Below are 21,442 nucleotides of genomic sequence, written 5' to 3'. Positions count from 1 at the left end.
ACTAGGATAAACAACAACTTGTAATATGATAATCCCTGTGCAAAAATAACGTCAATACGAACGAATCAAAGGAGGCTCTCAACATGGAAAGAGTCGTAATTACAGGGATGGGCGCAATCTCGCCGCTAGGGAATGATATCGACACCTTATGGGATGCGATGGTTCAAGGGAAGTCTGGTATTTCGCATATTCAATCATTTGATACAGCAAGACATAAAGCGAAAATCGCTGGTGAAGTTAGAGGTTTTGATGCGGAGGCGCAATTTGGGCGCAAAGAAGCGAGACGAATGGATCGATTCTGCCAATTCGCCGTTGCTGCGGCAGATCAAGCGGTCGAACAAGCTGGGCTTCAAATGGATCAAATTGACCATGAGCGGTTCGGCGTCTACGTCGGCTCAGGGATCGGTGGGATTCAGACCTTATTACAACAAGACGGCGTGTTGCAAGAACGAGGACCTGAACGTGTAAGTCCAACGCTAGTGCCGATGATGATCTCGAATATGGCCGCGGCGCTCATCAGTATGAAATATCAAGCGTTAGGGTCGACATTGTCGCCTGTGACAGCTTGTTCCATAGGAAATACAGCGATAGGGGAAGCCTTTCGCTCGATTCGATCGGGTGAAGCGGATGTGATCCTGGCAGGTGGTGCAGAGGCAGCAATAACGGAAATATCGTTAGCTGGCTTCGGGAATGCGACAGCCTTATCCACGCGGAATGATACGCCTGAACAAGCAAGCCGGCCGTTCGATCAAGGTCGGGATGGATTCGTGATGGGAGAGGGCGCAGGAATCTTAGTGCTCGAATCTCTTACGCATGCACGGAGCCGCAATGCGACGATCTACGGTGAGGTGATCGGTTATGGTGCAAGCTCAGATGCGTATCATATGGTTGCGACACATCCCGAAGGGTTAGGAGCTTCGCGAGCGATGTCGAAGGCGCTAAGCGACGCAAGAATTACGCCAGAACAGGTGGATGTGATTAGTGCACATGCGACGAGCACTGAACTCGGCGATATCTCTGAGACCGCTGCGATTAAGCGTGTATTCGGCGAGGCTGCATATCGCATCCCTGTGACGGCGAACAAATCGATGCTCGGTCATTTACTTGGCGCATCAGGTGGTGTCGAAGCGATTGCTCTCGTGAAGACACTCATGGAGGGGGTCATTCCTCCAACGATTAACTTGGACCAATCAGACCCAGCCTGTGACTTGGATTACGTCCCGAACGTCGCGCGTCAAGCGGATGTACAGATCGGGATGTCGAACTCCTTCGGGTTCGGAGGACATAATGCTGTGATTCTTATACAAAAATACGAATCGTAATTGTCATGACGATGATCCATATATTGACAGGCATATGAAGACAACGTAACATCGGGATAAAGCAATGATTACATTGTCGGAAGGAAGATCCATATGCCGTTAATTGACTTACCATTACAGCAATTATTCGAATATGAAGGGATCAATCCACGTCCCGATGATTTTGACGCGTATTGGGAACGTGCCTTGAAGGAACTGCATGCGACCGATCCGGAAACCGAGCTCGTGCAGAGCCAATTCCAGACGCCGGGCGCCGAATGTTTTGACTTGTATTTCAATGGCGTGCGAGGTGCCCGCATTCATGCGAAGTATCTGCGCCCTAGGCAAGTTACGGATAAGCATCCCGTTGTTCTCCAATTTCATGGATATACCGGGAATGCCGGGGAGTGGGCCGATAAGCTTGCGCTCGTATCACTCGGATACTCCGTGCTTGCCATGGATGTGCGCGGTCAAGGGGGATTATCCGAAGATGTCGGCGGTGTGAAAGGGAATACGCACAATGGGCATATTATTCGCGGTTTAGACGATCATCCAGACAATTTATTGTTCCGGCATATTTACCTGGACACCGCACAGCTCGCACGTATTGCCTTGGATTTGCCGGAATGTGATCCTGAGCAATTGTTCGCTTGCGGTGGATCTCAAGGCGGGGCATTGACTATTGCATGCGCAGCGTTGGAGCCACGTGTGAAGAAGCTAGCTCCGATGTATCCATTCTTATGCGATTATAAGCGGGTCTGGGAGATGGATTTGGCGAAGGATGCCTATGAGGAGCTTCGGAGATATTTCCGATTGTTTGATCCTCAGCATGAGCGGGAGTCGGAGATATTTACCAAGCTGGGGTACATTGATCTTCAGTATCTGGCCGACCGGATCCAAGGGGAAGTCATGATGGGCGTAGGACTCGCTGATACGATTTGCCCGCCTTCCACGCAATTCGCTGCTTTCAACAAAATAAAATCGAATAAACGTGTAGAGATATTCCCGGATTACGGGCATGAATATTTGCCGGGATTCTGGGACAAGACCATCCAGTTCTTTCTTGGGCGATACTGATCTACGCTATCTAGGCATAAAGAAGCCCCTATCGCATACGAGGCGATAGGGGCTTCGTGTATTATCCTAGGACGACTCTATCGTCTGAGAGTGCCTGTCCGCTGATTGATTCGAATTCGCCGAGCAATTGCGGGACGGTGAGCGTCTTCTTGCGTTCTTCGCTTACATCCATAATGATGCGTCCTTTATCCATCATAATTAATCGATTGCCAAGACGGATCGCTTGATCCATATTGTGCGTAACCATGAGCGTTGTGAGCTGCATGTCGCGTACGATGTTCTCCGTTAACGTCGTAATCAGCTCGGCACGAGACGGATCAAGTGCTGCTGTATGCTCGTCGAGCAGTAGGATCTGCGGCTTCGTGAACGTCGCCATTAATAGGCTTAACGCTTGACGCTCACCGCCGGACAATAACCCGACTTTGGCCCTTAGGCGATTCTCCAGACCGATCCCAAGACGCTGGAGCTGCTCATAAAAGAATTCACGCTTCTTCTTATTTACTCCGAATGACAATCCGCGAGATTTACCGCGTGTATACGCGATTGCAAGATTTTCTTCAATCGTCATACGAGGGGCTGTTCCAGCCATCGGGTCCTGGAATACACGGCCGATCCAGCGGCTGCGGCGGTATTCTGGAAGATGAGCAACTGCTGTACCGTCGATTCGTACGTCACCGTAGTCCGGGGTCATCACGCCGGAAATAATATTCATGAGCGTGGATTTGCCTGCACCATTACTGCCAATGACAGTAACGAAGTCACCTGGGTTCAACTGCAGCTGGATATTCGTTAGTGCAATTTTCTCATCCGGTGTTCCGGGATTAAACATCTTGGAGACGTTAGAAATTTGAAGCATTGCGTGTAACCCCTTCCTGCTTGGCTGCGATGGATGATAATTCAGCTGCGCGTCTCTTGGCAATATTCTTCTGCCGCACAGAGCGTTGGAAGGATGGCAAGAAGAGAGCGACAATAACAATAACCGCTGTAATTAGCTTCAAGTCCGAAGCATCGAGCCATTCCACACGGAGGGCGAAGGCGACGACAATCCGGTAGACAATAGAGCCCAGGATCGCGGCGAGTGTCGCCCAGAATACCGTTCTTGCACCGAAGATCGCTTCCCCGATAATCACCGATGCAAGGCCGATGACGATCATTCCCACGCCCATTGAAATATCCGCGAAGCCGGATTGCTGCGCAATCAAGGCGCCGGATAATGCGACTAATCCATTGGAAATGCTGAGGCCCAGAATCGTCGTATTGTCGGTGTGAGCGCCGAAACTGCGGATCATGCGTGCGTTATCGCCTGTTGCTCGTAGAGCAAGTCCGAGATCTGTATGCAGGAAGTAGTCCAGTAACAGCTTCACAACAATGACAACGATGGGCATCAAGATCAATGGATGGATTCCAGTGAAGAGCGTGTCCGATCCAAGCAAGGAAATGTTCGGTCGGCCCATAATGCGCATATTGATGGAGTAGAGGGCAATCATCATGAGAATACCGGACAACAATCCGTTAATTTTCCCTTTCGTATGAAGCAGCCCAGTACATGCACCAGCGAGCATCCCACCAATCAGTGCTATGATGGTTGCCAAGATCGGCGAATATCCATGTGAGACCATGACCGCTGCAATCGCGCCTCCCGTTGCGAAGCTACCGTCTACGGTTAGATCGGGGAAATCGAGAATACGGAACGTGATGTACACGCCAACAGCCATTAAAGCATATAGAAGACCAAGTTCTATCGCTCCGATTAACGAATCTACCATACATACAACCTCCTAAGTTAGTTAGAAAAAAGAGTGAACTCGCTTGAAGTTCACTCCACTGGAAAGTTCATTATTGAATAATATTTTTTTCAGGGTCTTGTACGGCTTTTTTCATGTCATCCGTTACGGTAATACCTTGTGCAGCTGCGGATTTCAAGTTCAGGATCAGATCGAGCTTCTCTTGCATGGATACCTTCATCTCGCCTGGTTTTTTGCCGTTCTTCAGAATGTCGACCGCCATTTGACCTGCTTGGTAACCATGGTCGAAATATTTGAAGCCAACTGTAGCGAATGCGCCTTTCTCAACCGTATCGCGATCGCTAGAGAAGAAAAGAAGCTTCTTGTCATTTGCTACTTGAATAATACCGTCTACTCCGCTTACAACCATATTATCGAGCGTAATATAGAACGCATCGACGCGGCCGATTAACGATTCAGCAGCTTGTTTCACTTCCGATGTATTGGTCACAGCCGCTTTGACGAGGCCGATATTGTGCTTCTTGAATTCTTCTTCTGCCTTCTTCGCCATGACGACGGCATTCGGCTCACCTTCATTGATGACGAGCCCGATGTTCTTGATATTCGGGAAATTACTTGCAATGAAATCTGCGAGCTTCGTCGTTGCCTCTGGATTCGTATCGGAAGCCCCTGTAATGTTGGCGCCCGGTTGATCCAGATTGCTTACGATTTTCGCGCTAAGCGGATCTGTCACTGCAGCGAATACAACGGGAACGTCTTTCACTTGTTGCGCAACAGCAAGTGCTGATGGTGTAGCAATCGCGAAGACGAGGTCGTTCTTGCCGCCGGCAATTTTCTGTGCAATCGATAAGTTATTCGTATTGTCGCCTTGTGCGTTATTGTAATCAATTTTCAAATTTGTGCCTTCCACGATTCCTGCATCTTTGAGCGCAGCGATAAATCCTTCACGTGTAGCATCTAGCGATGGATGTTCAACAATTTGCGAGATCGCAATCGTGTAAGTCTTCGTGTCACTTGCAGCCCCTTCAGAAGTCGAACCTCCATTACCTGGAGTTTCACTCGCAGTCTTCTGGCCGCAAGCGGCGAGAGCGATAAGGAGAGTGGTCATCATGAGTATCAAGCTTAGCTTTTTTTTCATTTGAATTACCCCTTTTCTACTTTTGTCTCATTAACGCTTTTACCCTTTTACTCCATAAAGTAATAGAGCAAAAAAAATCAAAAATTTGACATTGGTAAATAATATTATTCATAGTTTAATGGGCGTTACGAATTCCGTCAAACATTTATTTTTGTATAGATATTCGGGACATTGTATAAGAATCTATCATACAAAATTACTATTAGAACGTAGCACATTTTTATCGTATAATAGAAGATATTTCCTAATTTATTCAATTTAAGTGAAAGGTTGTGTCCATGTGAAGTTTAGTGAGTATCGTTATGAACGACCTGATGTTACCCAAATTGAAGAGCAATTCAAAGCTTTAATCCAAGAATTTAATGAGGCAACAACCCTGGAAGCCCAAGATGCGTTAATCGGCAAAATCAACAAGCTTCGCAGTGATGTGAGTACCCAATTCGAGCTCGTGATGATTCGCCATTCGATCGATACGGATGATGAATTCTATAAGGCAGAGCAAGACTTCATCGACGAGACGGGCCCCGTCATTCAAGAATACATAACGGATTATTATCGTGCACTTGTGAATTCGAAGTTTCGTGAAGGCTTGGAAGCGAAATGGGGCCGCCAGTTATTCCAGCTAGCAGAATTATCGCTGAAGACCTTCCATCCGGATATTATTGAAGATCTGCAAGCAGAGAACAAGTTAGGTACGGAATATTCGAAGTTGATAGCTGCCGCTCGCATTCCTTTCGAAGGGGAAGACCGTACGCTGTCGCAATTGGCGCCTTTCGGACTCTCGACCGATCGCGACATGCGCCGCAGAGCCTCTGAAGCGAAGTATGAATACTTTGCCGAACATGAAGCAGATTTTGACCGTATTTATGATGAGATGGTGAAGCTCAGAACCAAAATGGCGCATAAGCTGGGTTTCAACAACTATGTAGAAATGGCTTACGCGAACTTGAGTCGTACGGATTATAATGCCGAAATGGTCGCTAACTTCCGCAAGCAAGTGCAAGAGAAGATCGTACCCGTTGCAATGAAATTGAAAGAACGTCAACGCAACCGGATCGGCGTGGATAGCTTACACTATTATGATGATAAATTCAGCTTCAAATCCGGCAATGCGACGCCGAAGGGTGATCCTGAATGGATTATTCAGAATGGCGCGAAGATGTATGCAGAACTGTCGCCGGAGACGGATGAGTTCTTCCAATTCATGATGGATAAAGATTTGATGGATCTTGTTGCGAAGAAGGGAAAACAAAGCGGAGGGTATTGCACATACATTAGCGGCTATCGTTCACCGTTTATTTTCTCCAACTTCAACGGAACCTCGCATGATATCGATGTGTTAACACACGAGGTGGGTCATGCGTTCCAAGTATTCGAGAGCCGTGATTATGAGACGCCGGAATACGCGTTTCCAACCTATGAAGCATGTGAAATCCATTCAATGAGTATGGAGTTCTTCTGCTGGCCTTGGATGGAATATTTCTTCAAGGAAGATACGGATAAATACCGATTCAATCACTTGTCAGAAGCCTTGCTCTTCATACCGTATGGGGTATCGGTGGACGAATTCCAGCATTTCGTCTATGAGAATCCAAATGCGACACCAGCGGAGCGTAAACAGGCTTGGCGCGACATTGAACGTAAATATTTGCCGCATCGTCAGTATGAAGATCAAGCGTACCTGGAGCGCGGTGGATTCTGGCACCAGCAAGGTCATATCTTCCGTTCGCCGTTCTACTATATCGACTATACCTTAGCACAAATCTGTACATTCCAATTCTGGAAGAAGATGCACGAGAACCGTGAGCAAGCATGGTCGGATTACTTGCACCTTTGTAAGCAAGGGGGCAGTAAATCGTTCCTTGAGCTTGTGAAGGAAGCGAAGCTCATCTCGCCATTCGAAGACGGATGTGTTGCTTCGGTCATCGACGTGATCGAGAATTGGTTGAACACGGTGGACGATACGGCACTGTAAGCGCTGCGTATTCAAAAAAAATAGCATATGCAGATCGGGAGCCTGTGGAAGCAAGCTGAGAGTACGACTAATCCGTCGTAGACCGTTTGAACCTGTTGGGTAATGCCAGCGTAGGAAGTGAACATGTGTACTTAAGAACACTATGCCTCCCGCATAGTGTTTTTTAAGATCGTGTCCGGCGCTCACGTTTCTTCGATTGAGGAGAGAGGGGAGCTCTAGCCTCGAATCTTACTGCGGTATTGCCCTCGTCTCCTGATCTGATAAGCATGAAAGGTTGGGGCGATACATGAACGAACCGTTTACTATAATGCATTCCATAGCAACAGCATTAACGATCGCGGGCTCGGACAGCGGTGGGGGTGCTGGCATACAGGCAGACCTCAAGACCTTCCAAGAGCTGCAGGTGTATGGTATGACAGCTATAACGGCCATAACGGCACAGAATACGCTGGGGGTTCAAGCGGTATATCCGATGTCTCCCGAAGCTGTGTACCAGCAAATTGAGTCCGTCGCCACCGACATGGGTGTGGATGCAGTCAAGACCGGCATGTTGTTTAGCTCAGAGATCATTCGGGGGGTTGCGGAACAGGTCCGGAGATTTGGTTGGAAGCACGTCGTCGTGGACCCGGTGATGATTGCAAAAGGTGGCTCTGCGCTCCTGATGACCGAAGCAATCCGTTCGCTTCGAGAGGAGCTGATTCCACTATCCTATGTCGTTACACCCAATATCCCAGAAGCTGAAGTATTAACAGGTCTATCTATTCGCAATATGGAGCAGCGAAAAGAAGCTTGTAAAGCTTTGATCCATATGGGCACGCGTCATGTCATTCTGAAAGGCGGTCATGATGAAATGAGCGGCGAACAGGTCGTGGACCTCTTCTACGATGGCAGGCAGTTCATAGAGATTGCAAGTCACCGTGTGAATACACGCCACACCCATGGAACAGGATGTACCTTTGCAGCGGCTCTAACCGCTGAACTTGCCAAAGGGACAGACATTTTGCATGCCGTATCCATCGCTAAATTTTTCATTCAAACCGCGATTGTTCACTCCCTTGGCATTGGCCATGGCCATGGACCTACGAATCATTTCGCGTTCAGAGAGTTGGTGAGGGCATGAGAGCAGATGTGCAGCGTATTCGGAATTGGATGAAGTTGTATCTGGTTATGGGTAGCTCGAATTGTAAGTTGAACCCGTTAGACGTCGTGGATCAAGCGATTGCAGGAGGCATTACATTGTTTCAGTTGCGGGAAAAAGGCCCGAATTCGTTAGCAGGCGAGGCTAGAGATCGTTTTGCACGACAAGTTAAGAGCAGATGTCAGCGGCACGGGATCCCATTTATCATCAATGATGATATCGAATGGGCCGCGGCCTTACAGGCCGATGGCGTCCATATTGGTCAAGAGGATGCCTCGTTGGATGAAGTTCGTGAGCGGCTCAGCGACCGAATCATTGGCGTATCCGTGCATACCCTCGAAGAAGCAGAGCGAGCAATCGATGAGGGGGCGGATTATCTTGGGATCGGTCCGATCCATGCAACATCAACGAAGCTGGATGCCCAGGCCGTACAAGGAACGACGTTGATTCGCGAGCTGCGTGCCCGAGGCATAACCATTCCGATCGTCGGTATCGGCGGGATCACGGCGGATCGGGCAGATGCCGTCCTGCAAGCCGGAGCCGATGGGGTTGCTGTGGTATCAGCCATCACGATGGCGGAAAATGTTCGCGTGGAGACGTCGAGGTTAAGACAGACTGTGCTGCGGAACAATCTTACCTACTAATCTTCTCTTGACCACCTCCAGTAAGTGATATAATGGATAAATATGTTTTTTTGGGGAGGTGAACCGTATTTTATTACGAAATCGAACATTTATGATTCTGATGTTGGGTGAGGTTATTGCAGGCACAGGCATCTGGGTTAGTGTAATCGCGAATCTGCAATTTATGCAGCACTTGGTGCCCTCGGATTTTGGGAAAAGCTTAATTCTGATGGTCGGCCTATTTTTAGGGGTTCTGATCTCTCCTCAAGCCGGCGTATGGGTCGACAAGTACGACAAACGTAAAATTTTGTTATTTACAAGCATATTTCGATGCTTCGCTCCGATCTCCATGTTTGCAGCGCTGCATTTCCAATCCATTGCATTCATGTTGATCTCGGTTGTCATCATGCAGCTTGCAGCTACGGTGTATATGCCGGCGGTTCAAGCCTCATTGCCTGCGATTGTACCGAAGAATGAACTGCTCAAAGCGAACAGCCTTTACTTCAATATTACGACCATCGCGCGTATTGGAGGTACTGCACTTGCTGGTGTTATGGTGCTCGTGTTTGATTTGTTTACGCTCTATCTGATGTCGCTCATTTTCTATGTGGTGCTCGTCATATTGAATCCTTTGCTTCACATCCCGCGGCTTGAAGGATCAGCAGCTCGCAAACGCGAGAAGATGAAGTTTAAGGAAATTTTTCCGATGATTCGCCAAGAACCTGCTATCCTAATCACGCTGATGAATGCTGGAGTACTGACATTATTCCTAGGTGGATTTAATCTCCTCGTATTGAAATTCAGCACGATTCAGCATTCACCCGATTTGATGGGCTGGATCTATACCGTGGAAGGCACGAGTATTCTACTGATTAGTTTGTTAGCCAAAAGACTGATGGGTACGCGGAATTTGATGTTCTATTCGAATCTCTTTATGTTCCTATTCGCTCTAGCATTTATTGGATTGTCTTTTAGCGAGAGTCGATTCGCCGTATTGGGCTCATTTGCACTGTTCGGATGCGCTGTCGCCTTTTTCTTCCCGATGATCTCGACGATTTTCCAGATCAAAATCCCTCAAGAAGCGCAAGGACGATTTTTCTCTTTTCGCGGAATGTTAGACCGGATCATGTTCCAAGTCGCGCTGCTCGCAACGGGCGCATGTCTAGACTGGTTTGGCATTTCAACGTATATGATTAGCCTCGCGATTCTTACGGTGTTGAGCGGGATAAGTGCACTTGTCATGAGTAGTCAGCGTTCGATTGATATCCGTCATGATTCGGAGCCGAGCACGATAAAGGCTTAAGACTATGGCATAAGATTCGTAAGGACTCCAAAGATCAGAGGATGTTTGGGGTCCTTACTAGATTTAATATTTTCATATGATATAATGGTCATGTAAACGCTTACGAACGATTCGTCACCGCTTCAGGAACCGTTCCATAACAGCTCTGACCTATTAGGGGGAATGAATGATGGTACAAGCACAAGTGCGTCTTGAGAAGGATTTTCTAGGAACGAAGGAAGTGCCCGTGAATGTCTATTATGGTATTCAGACAGCACGCGCAATCGATAATTTTCCGATTACGGGTTATCGTATGGATGAGGAATTAATTAAAGCGATCGTGATGGTCAAGAAGGCCGCGGCGCTTACGAATATGGAGATTAGACGGTTACCTGCGCATATCGGCGAATTTGTCGTACAAGCGGCAGATGAGATCATCGCAGGACAATGGCACGAACAATTCGTGGTCGATCCGATTCAAGGCGGAGCGGGGACATCGATTAACATGAATGCGAATGAAGTCATCGCCAATCGCGCCTTGGAGCTGATGGGTAAGGAAAAAGGAGATTATCTAGCGATTAGCCCGAATACGCACGTAAATATGGCGCAATCGACGAATGATGCGTTCCCAACAGCCATTCATATTGCAACACTAGCTTGTATCGAGAAGCTGCTCGTGACGATGGAACAACTTCGTGAAGCCTTTTTGAAGAAATCAGCCGAATTTGATCATGTCATCAAAATGGGTAGAACGCATCTACAAGATGGCGTTCCGATTCGCCTTGGGCAAGAGTTCGCAGCATATGCGAAAGTATTGCAGCGCGACATTCATCGGATTGGGCAGACAAGACAACATCTATATGAAGTGAACATGGGTGCAACGGCTGTAGGGACAGGGCTGAATGCTGACCCACGATATATTACACGCGTCGTCGAGACCTTGGCTTCGATCAGCGGATTCCCGCTGGAAAATGCGGAAGATCTGATTGATGCAACGCAGAATACGGATGCCTATACCGAAGTATCTGCCGCGCTTAAAGTCTGTATGATCAACATGTCCAAAGTCGCCAATGATCTTCGGCTCATGGCATCAGGTCCGCGCGCAGGACTTGGCGAAATTCGTCTTCCGGCCCGCCAACCGGGGTCTTCCATCATGCCAGGCAAGGTGAATCCTGTCATGTGTGAGGTCGTTAATCAGGTAGCGTTCCAAGTGATCGGTAATGACCACACGATTTGTCTTGCATCGGAAGCGGGACAACTCGAATTGAACGTGATGGAGCCTGTCCTTGTGTTCAACCTGCTGCAATCCCTTCGGATCATGAACCAAGTCTTCCAAGTCTTCCGCAAAGATTGTGTGGAAGGCATTGAAGCGAATGTGGAGCAATGCAAAGACTATGTGGATCGCAGCGTTGGGATCATTACTGCGCTTAATCCGCATCTAGGCTATGAAGCGGCTGCACGGATCGCACGACTTGCGATTGAGACCGGAAGAGCTGTGCGGGATCTGATTCTAGAGCATAACCTTCTTAGTGAAGAGGAGTTAAATATCATCTTGGATCCATTTGAAATGACGCATCCAGGCATTGCTGGCGCAGCGCTGTTAGATCGGGAATAAGATCGGATACGAGCATTCATATCGCTTTTGTGAGGAATATTACTGCCAATCATCTGTAGTTATCGTAAAATATTTCCAATCCCATTCGATGGAAAGATAGGCGGTGAGTATGGATGAATGGAAACTGCATAGGCTGTACCGATTCACGAATGATAACAGATGAGGCAATTGAGCGCATGATCAAGAGGATTGAGTGTTCGGATTCATTTCATCTAGTCGATGATGACACCTATCATCATCGACTCGCATCCTGCATGCGTTGTCAGGAATATGAGGGTAGAGAATGCAGAGTTTGCGGGTGTATTATGGTCATCATGGCGAAGTTGTTCAATACCCGTTGTCTTCACCAGCATGGCTCCAAATGGGATGAACCCGTTAAGAAATGGAATTAATAGTAGGAGCGGTCTGAAGTTGCATAAACTTCGGGCCGCTTCTTTTTGTAACAGGTTGGAGTCAATTGGAAGTTCTGCTGTGCATAAGTGCGCGGTGTTCGGAAGGCGCAATACCATGAAATTTCTTATACTGCTTGGAGAAATATAGTGGGTCTTTGAAGCCAACAGATGAAGCAATCTGATCAATCGTAAGCTTTGTGCCAAGGATGGATTGTGCACGTTCCATGCGGATTTTCGTTAGAAACTGCATGGGTGACATCCCAATGATTTGTTTGAACATTTTGGACAGATAGATGCGGTTATAACCTAATGCGTGTGACATTTGTTCAATGGACACTTGTTCTGCGTATTGATAGGTCAGCCAACGAACAGCTTGCTCTACTTGGCGTTCAATATCCGATTTGGCGTCGAGCGGTGGGATATGGCTGTAGGCTGGTTGAGAACGACCGTAAGCTGCGAATATCAGCTTCATATAGCCTGTACTCTCCAACTCGCATAAGGGATCGCCTTGTTGCAAGGTGTTGTATAACCTACGATATAAGGGATGCATTCGTCGATGATCTACGGTATGCACGATCGGATTCTGGGGCGTGATCTGCAATTGCTGCAAGAGCGGGTCAACACCCGTACCGAGGAAGGCCATCCAACAGTAATGCCAAGGGTCTTCTTCATCCGCTTGATATTTGTACATTTCCTTCGGGAAGATGAAGAAACTATCGCCTGTGCCTAATTCGTACGTTCGACCACGCAGTTGAAATGTTCCACGTCCCGAAATGACGTAATGTACAAGGTAATAGTCTATAAATGTTGGCCCCATATGATGCAGAGGCTCGGTTTGCGATTCTCCGCTAAATAATGGTTCGAGCTCGCCAGGAGCCGGGTATGGATTGACGACCATTCGGACGAAGGGCTCTCGATACATGGATGTCACCTCACAAAGTCTCTTACAGACAGCCTACCACAGGTCACTGGACTTGGGAATGATTATGCTCTATAATATACCCCGTGGGGTATTTTATTATTTCGAGGTTAAGCAGAGAGGAGCTAACATCATGGGGAAGAAAATTGTTATTGTCGGTGGCGTTGCAGGGGGAGCGAGTGCTGCAGCTCGATTACGGAGGCTAAGTGAGCAGGACGAAATCGTCATGTTCGAGCGTGGGGAGCATATCTCGTTCGCCAATTGCGGACTGCCTTATTATATTGGAGATGTAATCAAGGATCGTAAGAAGTTGTTGGTTCAGACCGTTGAAGGGATGTCCGGTAAATTTAATCTGGATGTTCGTAACTATAGTGAAGTCACCGCGATTCATCGGGATCGTAAAGTTGTGGAAGTGCGTCATGTCGTAACGGGTGAGACATATGAAGAGGCATATGAACTCCTTATCTTATCGCCTGGAGCGAAGCCGATCCGTCCGCAGATCCCAGGGATTGAGGAAGCAGAAGTTTCCTTATTCACGCTGCGTAACATTCCCGATACGGATCGCATCAAATCCTATGTTGATCAAGCGCAGCCGAAGCATGCAGTTGTTATTGGCGGCGGGTTCATCGGGGTGGAGATGGCGGAGAATCTACGGGAACGCGGTCTTGAAGTGGCATTGGTTGAAATGCAGAATCAGGTCATGGCACCGCTGGATGTGGAGATGGCCGCAATTGTTCAGCAGCATATGACGGCGAAAGGGATTGAGCTTATTCTGGAAGACGGTGTTGCTGCATTTGAAGCACATGGGAAGACGATTCAATTAACGAGCGGCAGAAGAATAAACACCGATATGATCATCCTTGCAATTGGCGTTCAGCCGGAGAATCAGCTTGCCAGAGACGCAGGACTTGATTTAGGGATTCGAGGGGCTATTCAAGTGAATCCATCCATGCAGACGAGTGATCCGACTATTTATGCAATCGGGGATGCGGTCGAGGTGAACGATTACATTCATGGCTTCAAGACGATAGTGCCGCTCGCCTGGGGTGCGAATCGTCAAGGCCGATTAGTCGCTGACCATATTAACGGCAAGAAGGTTGCCTACGCCGGGGCATTAGGTACAGCGATCGTGAAAGTATTCGATCTCACGTCTGCCGTGACAGGCAGCAATGAAAAGACGCTGAGCAAGTTAGGTATCGAATATGAAGTGATTCATGTCCATCCGAGCTCGCATGCCGGATATTACCCAGGCGCTTCACCAATTTCCTTGAAATTGGTGTTCAATAAGGAGACAGGGCAGATCTATGGCGCGCAAGCTGTAGGAGCCGATGGGGTAGACAAACGAATCGATGTCATTGCCACGGCGATCAAGGGAGGCTTGACGGTTCTCGATTTGCCAGATCTGGAACTGAGCTATGCACCACCGTTCTCTTCAGCCAAGGATCCAGTTAATATGGCAGGTTACGTCGCTTCTAACATCGTTGATGGACTCGTAGAAACGGTACAGTGGCATGAGATCGATGAGATTATCGCGCAAGGCGGGCTCGTTATTGACGTTCGAGAACCAATCGAGCGGGAAGCGGGCTTCATTCCGGGATCAATCAACATCCCACTTGGTGAGCTCCGCAATCGTATGCAGGACATTCCTGCGGATCAGACTGTGTACGTCTCATGTCAGGTTGGACTGCGAGGTTATCTCGCAGCACGAATTCTGACTGAACATGGGCGCCAAGTGAAGAATGTGGATGGTGGGTACAAAACCTATAGCGTGATTCGGAGGGAACAAGCGGATATGGAGAAGCGAAAACAGCAGCGTGAGGTAGACGCAGAGGTGGTATCGACTGTGGCTGCAGCTGAGGAGACGGTTCAATCGGTTGTGACGCAGCCCCGCACCATTCAGGTAACGGTAGATGCTTGCGGCTTGCAGTGTCCAGGTCCGATTCTACAGGTATATCAGACAATCAGTCATATGAAGGATGGCGAGATTGCTGAAGTTACTGCGACCGATCCAGGGTTCTCGAGCGATATCGCATCATGGTGTGAGAAGACAGGCAATACGTTGCTGGAATCATCCTTCGAGAATAAAGTCTGTCGTGTGTTGATTCAGAAAGGCAGTGTGAACAACGCAGTGGAATCACAATCTAGTACTGTCAAAAATGGTGCGACACTGGTCGTATTCAGCGGAGATTTGGACAAGACGATCGCATCGTTCATCATCGCGACGGGTGCGGCTGCCATGGGGAAACCGGTGACGATGTTCTTCACATTCTGGGGACTGAATGTGCTGCGGAAGTCCGGGCCAAGCGATACGACGGTAGATAAGGACCTGATGGAGAAAATGTTCGGAATGATGATGCCTAAAGGACCGAAGGCACTGCCGTTATCGAAGATGAACATGGGCGGCATGGGTGCTAAAATGATTCAATATGCGATGGACCGCAAAAATGTCGACTCGCTGGAAACGCTAATGAAGAATGCCGTAGATGTTGGCGTTAAGCTCGTAGCTTGCACGATGAGTATGGACATTATGGGGATCAAGGCAGAAGAATTAATCGATGGTGTAGAATACGGCGGCGTCGCAACCTACCTTGGCGATGCGGAAGATGCAGGCTTGAATTTATTTATTTAGACAAGAGGGGTGTCGGAAGATGGAATATACAGATCAGATGCGTAATCGATTGCGAAGAATTGAGGGGCAGGTACAAGGCGTGCTTCGCATGATGGAGAATGAAAAAGATTGCCGTGATGTCATTACGCAGCTCTCGGCCATTCGTACCGCGGTGGACCGAACGATAGGTCTTGTCGTCGGAACGAATCTAGCGGAGTGTGTGAAGGAAGAGCTGGGCAAAGGGAATAACCCGGATGAGGTTATACAGGAAGCGGTTCAGCTGCTTGTTAAGAGTAGATAATCTATATAATATTGCATTTCTCCATATTCATGTTGTTTCCTTCCATAGTGCCAAGAACTTGGGCTGAGTATAGTTAATACAAGAGGCCCAAGTGGTTGAGGGGACCTGACTGATGAACCTGATGGAGGCGGAAACAGATGTCGAAGATTACATTTCTCGGTGCAGGAAGTACAGTATTTGCCAAAAATGTCCTAGGCGATAGCATGATGACCCCAGCGCTTCAAGGATTCGAAATTGCCTTGTTCGATATTGATTTGGAGCGTCTAAGAGATTCGGAGAAAATGCTGAATAATCTCAAAAATACGCTCGGAAGCACGTGCCGAATTGTGGCTTATACCGATCGCAAAGAAGCGCTGCGCGGTGCAAAGTATGTTGCAAATGCAATTCAAGTGGGTGGATATGACCCTTGTACGATTACGGATTTCGAAATTCCGAAAAAATACGGTTTGCGCCAGACGATTGCCGATACAGTTGGGATTGGCGGGATCTTCCGGAACTTGCGTACCATTCCGGTTATGCTCGATTTTGCAAGAGATATGCAAGAGGTATGTCCTGATGCGTTGTTCATGAACTATACGAACCCAATGGCTGTGCTTACGAATGTCATGAATACGTACGGGGGTATTAAGACGGTAGGTCTATGCCATAGTGTACAAGTATGCGTACCGCACTTGTTCTCTCAATTAGGAATCGATACCGAAGGCGTGAAATACCAAATCGCGGGGATTAACCATATGGCATGGCTTCTTTCTGTCACGAAAGACGGCGAAGATCTGTACCCTGAAATTAAACGTCTGGCAGCACTGAAGCAGCAAGAGAGCCATTATGATAAGGTGCGCTTCGAAATGATGCTGAAATTCGGATATTATATCACGGAATCTTCGGAGCATAATGCGGAGTACCATCCGTACTTCATTAAACGGAATTATCCAGAGCTGATTGAGCGCTTTAACATTCCATTAGATGAATATCCGCGCCGTTGTATCGAGCAAATTGAAGGTTGGAAGAGAATGCGCGATTCGCTGGTGAATAACAACGATCTAACGCATAAGCGTACGCATGAATATGCGTCACACATCATGGAAGCGATTGAGACAGATAAGCCGTTCCGGATCGGTGGTAACGTGATGAATACGGGATTGATTACGAACTTGCCGCGTGAAGCTTGTGTCGAGGTGCCATGTCTTGTGGACCGTAACGGGGTTACGCCTACGTATGTCGGGGATCTTCCACCGCAATGTGCGGCATTAAACCGTACGAATATTAATACACAGCTCCTGACGATCGAAGCTGCAATGACGGGCCGCAAAGAGCACATCTACCACGCCGCAATGCTCGATCCGCATACAGCTGCTGAGCTGTCGATGGACGATATCATCGCGATGTGTGATGAGCTCATTGAAGCCCATGGAGACTACTTGCCTAAATATGTTTAATGCTTAATGGATTGAAGTGCCTGTTTGAGAATATTGGCCGAGTGATGCAGCTTCTGAAGCTCATCCTCGGCTAATTTTAATTCCACGACTTCTCTTACGCCTGAACGGTTCACGACCGCTGGCACACCCAGATATACGTCATTTAGCCCGTATTGTCCTGTTAGCAGCGTCGACACGGAGAGCACCGCATTCTCGTTCCACAGAATAGCCTTGGTTAATCGCGCGAGCCCCATGGCGATACCGTAGTAAGTTGCGCCCTTGCGCTCTATAATTTGGTAGGCAGCATCGCGAACATTAATGAAGATTTCATCCAGCTTCTCCTGCGACGGATATCCTTGCTTCTGCTGATAATCGCGAAGCGATCGACCGCCGATATTTGTGTTGCTCCAAATCGGTAATTCAGTATCCCCATGCTCACCCATGACATAAGCATGCACGCTTCGCGGGTCAATATCGAATTCTTGTCCGAGCAAGAAGCGAAGACGCGCCGTATCGAGGATTGTACCTGAACCGAACACACGGCCCGCAGGCAATCCGGAGTACTTCTGCGTGACATAGGTTAAGACATCGACAGGATTCGTCGCGACGAGGAAGATCCCTTGGAATCCGCTCTTCATGACTCCATCGACAATGCCTTTGAAGATCGAAGCATTCTTATTGATCAAATCTAGCCGCGTTTCGCCAGGTGCTTGGTTCGCTCCTGCCGTGATGACCACGAGATCGGCTGTTGCGCAATCCTCATAATCGCCCGCCCATATTTTCATATAAGGTGCAAATGGAATGCCGTGGTTCAGGTCCATTGCATCCCCTTCCGCTTTAAATTCATTCTTATCGATAATAACAAGTTCTGTTGTTATCCCTTGGTTCAATAGTGCGAAAGCATAGCTTGCGCCGACGAATCCGGAGCCAATTAAGGCGACGCGTGTAACACGTTGTTGATGTTCATTCATGATTAACACTCCCATTTTCAAAAAAATTTGTAGCTTATTACTCGGTATGTAAGATGATATAGGTCCCCATACAGTGTACCCTCTAAACAAAGATATGTATGCAATAACGATGGCCATTTTATGAAAATATTGGGTTTAACCGCTTACATCTTGAATATATAACGATAAGGCCATTGAATGGAGGAGGGTAACCGATGAAGCTGCATGTGACAACATCCGCTGTGGAATGTTTTCAGAAGGAATGGGGTTTTGCCCGTGGAGATGTCGTTCGTATTTTTGTTCGTTATTGCGGAATGAGTGAGGATGGGCCTTATTGGCTGGGGATCCAGCATGATCGTCCAATGTTCATCGGGTTGATGGCCATTGAAAATCATATTACGTTCTACATGGAAGAGCAGGATGTATGGTTCCTCGAAGGCCGTAACCTAACGATTGATTGCGAAGGGGAGGAGATCAAGTTCTTCATGCCGTCAGCATAATGCAAACGCCGAAATCCCCCCGCATCAGTGGGTCGGATTTCGGCGTTTCTTGTTGGGTCAGCAACGGCTGCTCAGCATTAGGCTTGGAATAAACTCTTGTAGATGCCGTAACCTTCTTCCTCCAGGCGATCGACAGGAACAAACCGAAGGGCAGCGGAGTTGATGCAATATCGTAGACCATTCTCCCCAGGTCCGTCGTTGAACACATGGCCAAGATGCGAATCGGCCTCTTTGCTTCGGACCTCCGTACGGATCATGAGATGGCTCATATCGACTTTCTCTACGACTTGATGGGCTCGTAGCGGCTTCGTGAAGCTCGGCCATCCGCATCCAGAATCGAATTTGTCTAGCGAACTGAATAGCGGTTCGCCGGAGACGATGTCGACATAGATCCCTTCGCCATGATGATCCCAGAATTCATTGCGGAACGGTGGTTCTGTTCCGTTGTTTTGTGTTACTTCATATTGGATTGGCGTAAGCTTGGCATGAAGTTCATCCTTGCTGAACGCCTTCCCCCAATGCGCTGCGATGAAGGCGTCGCGTCCAGATCCTGTACGGTAACGCTTATAATGAGATGGATTCGTTCGATAGTAGCCTTGATGATAATCTTCTGCTGCATAGAATGGAGCTGCTGGTAGAATCTCGGTGGCAAGGGGCTTATCGAAACGTCCGCTCGCTGCGAGAGCTTGCTTCGATGCTTCGGCTTGCTCACGCTGCTCCTCTGAATGGTAGAAGATGGCGGTCCGGTAAGAAGAGCCGCGGTCATAGAACTGTCCGCCTACATCGGTTGGGTCGATCTGCTGCCAGAAGAGTTCGAGCAGCCTCGTGTACGGGAAAATTGCAGGGTCGAACGTAATTTGGACGGCTTCGTAATGCCCCGTCGTCTCGGAACAGACTTCCTTATACGTTGGGTTCTCGGTGTGTCCGCCTGTGTATCCAGATACGACTTGATGGATTCCTGGCATTTCATCAAAGGGGGATACCATACACCAGAAGCATCCACCAGCAAAGGTCGCTAACGCTTGATTCGTTGCAGATGACATGGTTGTTTTCACTCCGTTTCTAAGAGGGTTACTGTGATCTTTATCATAATAGATGTGACGGTCCGTTACAAATCGGACAGTGTAAACCTTAAAGCTGCCTTAAGGAAAGCAAGTGGTTTTTTATCTAAGTTTAAGGTTTGGAGAAAGGTGTTCTGGTATAGTGTGTGGAAAGAATACTCATACCATGAAAGTTGAAAGGGAGTTATGACGTGGAAAATAAAGAAAAGAAGAATCTTACGGAAGAGGAGGTAGCTGCATCGGCAGCTTCAGAGGGGACAGAGAACACGCCATCGAGCGATGAAGCTGAGGTTATTGCTGGACAAGCCCATTCCGAGGCTGAGCATACAACAGAACAAGAACACGAATTGGAGTCGGTACAACAAGTGACAGCGCAAGAAGAGAAGCCTGCATTGGAGCAAGTCGCTGCAGCGGTAGCCCCGGCAGATCAGAATGCCATTGCAACAGCACCTGCAACAGTAGCAAGACGGAATATGACGCCGGTATGGATGATGATCTCGGCTGTTCTATTGATCGGTCTTGTATTCGTGACTTTGAAGCCGCCTTTAGACAAAGGAAAAGAAGTTGTTGCCTCCGTTAATGGTACGGACATTACAAGAGATAAGCTCTATGACGCTATGCTTGATGCGGGTGGTACGAATACAATCAATAGTTTGATCATGTACGAGGTGGTCGACCAAGAGGCGAAGAAAGCGAATATTACAGTCTCCGAAACAGACATTGACAAGGAAATAGACAATATTAAGAAATCCTCTGGCAGTGAGGAGGGCTTTAACCAAATGCTGGCGCAGTATAACCTAACAGTCGAAGCGCTGCGCAAAGAAATGATACCGCAAGTGCAATTAACGAAGCTGCTTACACCGAAGGTCAATGTAACGGATCAGGAGATTAAAGATTTCTACGAAGCGAATAAAGCTTCGATGTCCACGCCAGAGCAAGTTCGTGCTTCCCATATTCTTGTGAAGACGAAGGAAGAGGCGGATGCCATTGAGAAGGAATTGAAGGGCGGGGCAGATTTTGCAGCTCTTGCGAAAGAGAAATCAACAGATACCGGTTCGAAGGTAAATGGCGGCGATCTGAACTTCTTCGGCAAAGGCCAAATGGTGCCTGAATTTGAAGAGGCAGCTTTCAAGATGAAAGTGGGCGAGGTCAGCGAACCTATCAAGTCGCAATTTGGCTACCATATTATTAAACTAACGGATAAAAAAGAAGCGGTTAACCCAACGCTGGACGATAAAAAAGTAGAGATTAAAGAACAATTGACAAAGCAGAAAATTTCGGAAATGTCGAATGAATACATTCAAGGCTTGCGCGATAAAGCGAAAATCACGAATACACTCGACAAAACGGCTAAAAAAGAGACAGCTTCAACACCAGCTAAATAAGGGAATTACGATTAGAG

General features: G+C 47.9%; 18 protein-coding genes. 12 read left to right on the top strand and 6 right to left on the bottom strand.

Annotated elements, in window-relative coordinates:
- Nucleotides 1-83: 83 nt before the first annotated feature.
- Nucleotides 84-1,322: a beta-ketoacyl-ACP synthase II gene (gene fabF / locus AC3WU2_RS12405; RefSeq protein ID WP_492454453.1), complete on the top strand. Its 1,239-nt coding sequence runs from the start codon at nt 84-86 to the stop codon at nt 1,320-1,322.
- A 93-nt stretch (nt 1,323-1,415) separates the two neighbouring features.
- Nucleotides 1,416-2,378: an acetylxylan esterase gene (locus tag AC3WU2_RS12400; protein WP_492454451.1), complete on the top strand. Its 963-nt coding sequence runs from the start codon at nt 1,416-1,418 to the stop codon at nt 2,376-2,378.
- A 61-nt stretch (nt 2,379-2,439) separates the two neighbouring features.
- Here AC3WU2_RS12400 and AC3WU2_RS12395 read toward each other — a convergent pair whose 3' ends face one another.
- The 3 genes from AC3WU2_RS12395 to AC3WU2_RS12385 all read right to left on the bottom strand — a co-directional run bounded on the left by AC3WU2_RS12395 (nt 2,440) and on the right by AC3WU2_RS12385 (nt 5,261).
- Nucleotides 2,440-3,234 carry an ABC transporter ATP-binding protein gene (locus AC3WU2_RS12395; protein ID WP_492454449.1) on the bottom strand — a complete coding sequence of 265 codons (795 nt, stop codon included), beginning with the start codon at nt 3,232-3,234 and terminating at the stop codon, nt 2,440-2,442.
- Entirely contained in the window at nt 3,218-4,144 is a 927-nt protein-coding gene (locus AC3WU2_RS12390) for an ABC transporter permease (protein WP_492454447.1), read from the bottom strand. The genes AC3WU2_RS12395 and AC3WU2_RS12390 overlap by 17 nt, the downstream gene beginning before the upstream one ends.
- Before the next feature lie 70 nt (nt 4,145-4,214).
- Nucleotides 4,215-5,261 carry an ABC transporter substrate-binding protein gene (locus tag AC3WU2_RS12385; RefSeq protein WP_492454445.1) on the bottom strand — a complete coding sequence of 349 codons (1,047 nt, stop codon included), beginning with the start codon at nt 5,259-5,261 and terminating at the stop codon, nt 4,215-4,217.
- A 280-nt stretch (nt 5,262-5,541) separates the two neighbouring features.
- On the opposite strand from AC3WU2_RS12385, the gene AC3WU2_RS12380 reads away from it, so the two are divergent.
- The 5 genes from AC3WU2_RS12380 (at nt 5,542) to aspA (ending at nt 11,894) form a co-directional block, all read left to right on the top strand.
- The gene (locus AC3WU2_RS12380) at nt 5,542-7,236 is read left to right on the top strand and encodes a M3 family oligoendopeptidase (protein ID WP_492454443.1); all 1,695 of its coding nucleotides are present in this window, start codon (nt 5,542-5,544) and stop codon (nt 7,234-7,236) included.
- A gap of 286 nt (nt 7,237-7,522) precedes the next feature.
- A complete protein-coding gene (gene thiD / locus AC3WU2_RS12375; RefSeq protein ID WP_492454441.1) occupies nt 7,523-8,356 on the top strand; it encodes a bifunctional hydroxymethylpyrimidine kinase/phosphomethylpyrimidine kinase in 834 nt (277 codons plus the stop codon).
- A complete protein-coding gene (thiE, locus tag AC3WU2_RS12370) occupies nt 8,353-9,018 on the top strand; it encodes a thiamine phosphate synthase (RefSeq protein WP_492454439.1) in 666 nt (221 codons plus the stop codon). The genes thiD and thiE overlap by 4 nt, the downstream gene beginning before the upstream one ends.
- Before the next feature lie 58 nt (nt 9,019-9,076).
- Complete coding sequence (locus tag AC3WU2_RS12365; protein WP_492454437.1) at nt 9,077-10,300, top strand: MFS transporter; 1,224 nt, start codon at nt 9,077-9,079, stop codon at nt 10,298-10,300.
- Between the two features lie 169 nt (nt 10,301-10,469).
- Complete coding sequence (aspA, locus tag AC3WU2_RS12360) at nt 10,470-11,894, top strand: aspartate ammonia-lyase (protein ID WP_492454725.1); 1,425 nt, start codon at nt 10,470-10,472, stop codon at nt 11,892-11,894.
- A gap of 453 nt (nt 11,895-12,347) precedes the next feature.
- Here aspA and AC3WU2_RS12355 read toward each other — a convergent pair whose 3' ends face one another.
- Nucleotides 12,348-13,208 carry an AraC family transcriptional regulator gene (locus tag AC3WU2_RS12355; protein WP_492454435.1) on the bottom strand — a complete coding sequence of 287 codons (861 nt, stop codon included), beginning with the start codon at nt 13,206-13,208 and terminating at the stop codon, nt 12,348-12,350.
- 130 nt (nt 13,209-13,338) lie between these two features.
- Between AC3WU2_RS12355 and AC3WU2_RS12350 the strand changes: the two genes are divergently transcribed.
- From AC3WU2_RS12350 to AC3WU2_RS12340, 3 genes are all read left to right on the top strand, one after another.
- Nucleotides 13,339-15,834, top strand: a complete 2,496-nt coding sequence (locus AC3WU2_RS12350) for a CoA-disulfide reductase (protein ID WP_492454433.1) — start codon at nt 13,339-13,341, stop codon at nt 15,832-15,834.
- Between the two features lie 19 nt (nt 15,835-15,853).
- Nucleotides 15,854-16,114, top strand: coding sequence for a metal-sensitive transcriptional regulator (locus AC3WU2_RS12345; protein ID WP_018755065.1), 261 nt, complete (start codon nt 15,854-15,856; stop codon nt 16,112-16,114).
- Between the two features lie 137 nt (nt 16,115-16,251).
- Nucleotides 16,252-17,550: an alpha-glucosidase/alpha-galactosidase gene (locus AC3WU2_RS12340; protein ID WP_492454431.1), complete on the top strand. Its 1,299-nt coding sequence runs from the start codon at nt 16,252-16,254 to the stop codon at nt 17,548-17,550.
- On the opposite strand, the gene AC3WU2_RS12335 is transcribed toward AC3WU2_RS12340, so the two are convergent.
- On the bottom strand, nt 17,547-18,500 hold the full coding sequence (locus AC3WU2_RS12335; RefSeq protein WP_492454429.1) for an L-lactate dehydrogenase: 954 nt from the start codon (nt 18,498-18,500) through the stop codon (nt 17,547-17,549). The genes AC3WU2_RS12340 and AC3WU2_RS12335 overlap by 4 nt on opposite strands.
- Before the next feature lie 194 nt (nt 18,501-18,694).
- On the opposite strand from AC3WU2_RS12335, the gene AC3WU2_RS12330 reads away from it, so the two are divergent.
- On the top strand, nt 18,695-18,979 hold the full coding sequence (locus AC3WU2_RS12330) for a HesB/YadR/YfhF family protein (protein WP_314585194.1): 285 nt from the start codon (nt 18,695-18,697) through the stop codon (nt 18,977-18,979).
- A 77-nt stretch (nt 18,980-19,056) separates the two neighbouring features.
- Here the strand turns inward: AC3WU2_RS12330 and msrB are convergent, their stop codons facing one another.
- Nucleotides 19,057-20,022: a peptide-methionine (R)-S-oxide reductase MsrB gene (gene msrB / locus AC3WU2_RS12325; RefSeq protein WP_492454426.1), complete on the bottom strand. Its 966-nt coding sequence runs from the start codon at nt 20,020-20,022 to the stop codon at nt 19,057-19,059.
- A gap of 209 nt (nt 20,023-20,231) precedes the next feature.
- Here msrB and AC3WU2_RS12320 point away from each other — a divergent pair, with 209 nt between their 5' ends.
- Nucleotides 20,232-21,425 (top strand): peptidylprolyl isomerase, encoded by a 1,194-nt coding sequence (locus AC3WU2_RS12320; RefSeq protein WP_492454424.1) that lies wholly within the window; start codon nt 20,232-20,234, stop codon nt 21,423-21,425.
- The last annotated feature ends 17 nt before the right edge of the window (nt 21,426-21,442 follow it).

The organism is Paenibacillus sp. EB106-05-06-XG162 (assembly GCF_058791655.1).
This window is presented reverse-complemented; position numbering and strand designations above follow the sequence as displayed.

What these genes read in the sequence shown, in the direction of transcription:
- AC3WU2_RS12355 (WP_492454435.1), bottom strand. Translation starts at nt 13,208, where the DNA reads ATGTATCGAGAGCCCTTCGTCCGAATGGTCGTCAATCCATACCCGGCT.
- AC3WU2_RS12390 (WP_492454447.1), bottom strand. Translation starts at nt 4,144, where the DNA reads ATGGTAGATTCGTTAATCGGAGCGATAGAACTTGGTCTTCTATATGCT.
- AC3WU2_RS12345 (WP_018755065.1), top strand. Translation starts at nt 15,854, where the DNA reads ATGGAATATACAGATCAGATGCGTAATCGATTGCGAAGAATTGAGGGG.
- AC3WU2_RS12400 (WP_492454451.1), top strand. Translation starts at nt 1,416, where the DNA reads ATGCCGTTAATTGACTTACCATTACAGCAATTATTCGAATATGAAGGG.
- fabF (WP_492454453.1), top strand. Translation starts at nt 84, where the DNA reads ATGGAAAGAGTCGTAATTACAGGGATGGGCGCAATCTCGCCGCTAGGG.
- aspA (WP_492454725.1), top strand. Translation starts at nt 10,470, where the DNA reads ATGGTACAAGCACAAGTGCGTCTTGAGAAGGATTTTCTAGGAACGAAG.
- AC3WU2_RS12350 (WP_492454433.1), top strand. Translation starts at nt 13,339, where the DNA reads ATGGGGAAGAAAATTGTTATTGTCGGTGGCGTTGCAGGGGGAGCGAGT.
- thiD (WP_492454441.1), top strand. Translation starts at nt 7,523, where the DNA reads ATGAACGAACCGTTTACTATAATGCATTCCATAGCAACAGCATTAACG.
- msrB (WP_492454426.1), bottom strand. Translation starts at nt 20,022, where the DNA reads ATGTCATCTGCAACGAATCAAGCGTTAGCGACCTTTGCTGGTGGATGC.
- AC3WU2_RS12335 (WP_492454429.1), bottom strand. Translation starts at nt 18,500, where the DNA reads ATGAATGAACATCAACAACGTGTTACACGCGTCGCCTTAATTGGCTCC.
- AC3WU2_RS12385 (WP_492454445.1), bottom strand. Translation starts at nt 5,261, where the DNA reads ATGAAAAAAAAGCTAAGCTTGATACTCATGATGACCACTCTCCTTATC.
- AC3WU2_RS12330 (WP_314585194.1), top strand. Translation starts at nt 18,695, where the DNA reads ATGAAGCTGCATGTGACAACATCCGCTGTGGAATGTTTTCAGAAGGAA.
- AC3WU2_RS12395 (WP_492454449.1), bottom strand. Translation starts at nt 3,234, where the DNA reads ATGCTTCAAATTTCTAACGTCTCCAAGATGTTTAATCCCGGAACACCG.
- thiE (WP_492454439.1), top strand. Translation starts at nt 8,353, where the DNA reads ATGAGAGCAGATGTGCAGCGTATTCGGAATTGGATGAAGTTGTATCTG.
- AC3WU2_RS12340 (WP_492454431.1), top strand. Translation starts at nt 16,252, where the DNA reads ATGTCGAAGATTACATTTCTCGGTGCAGGAAGTACAGTATTTGCCAAA.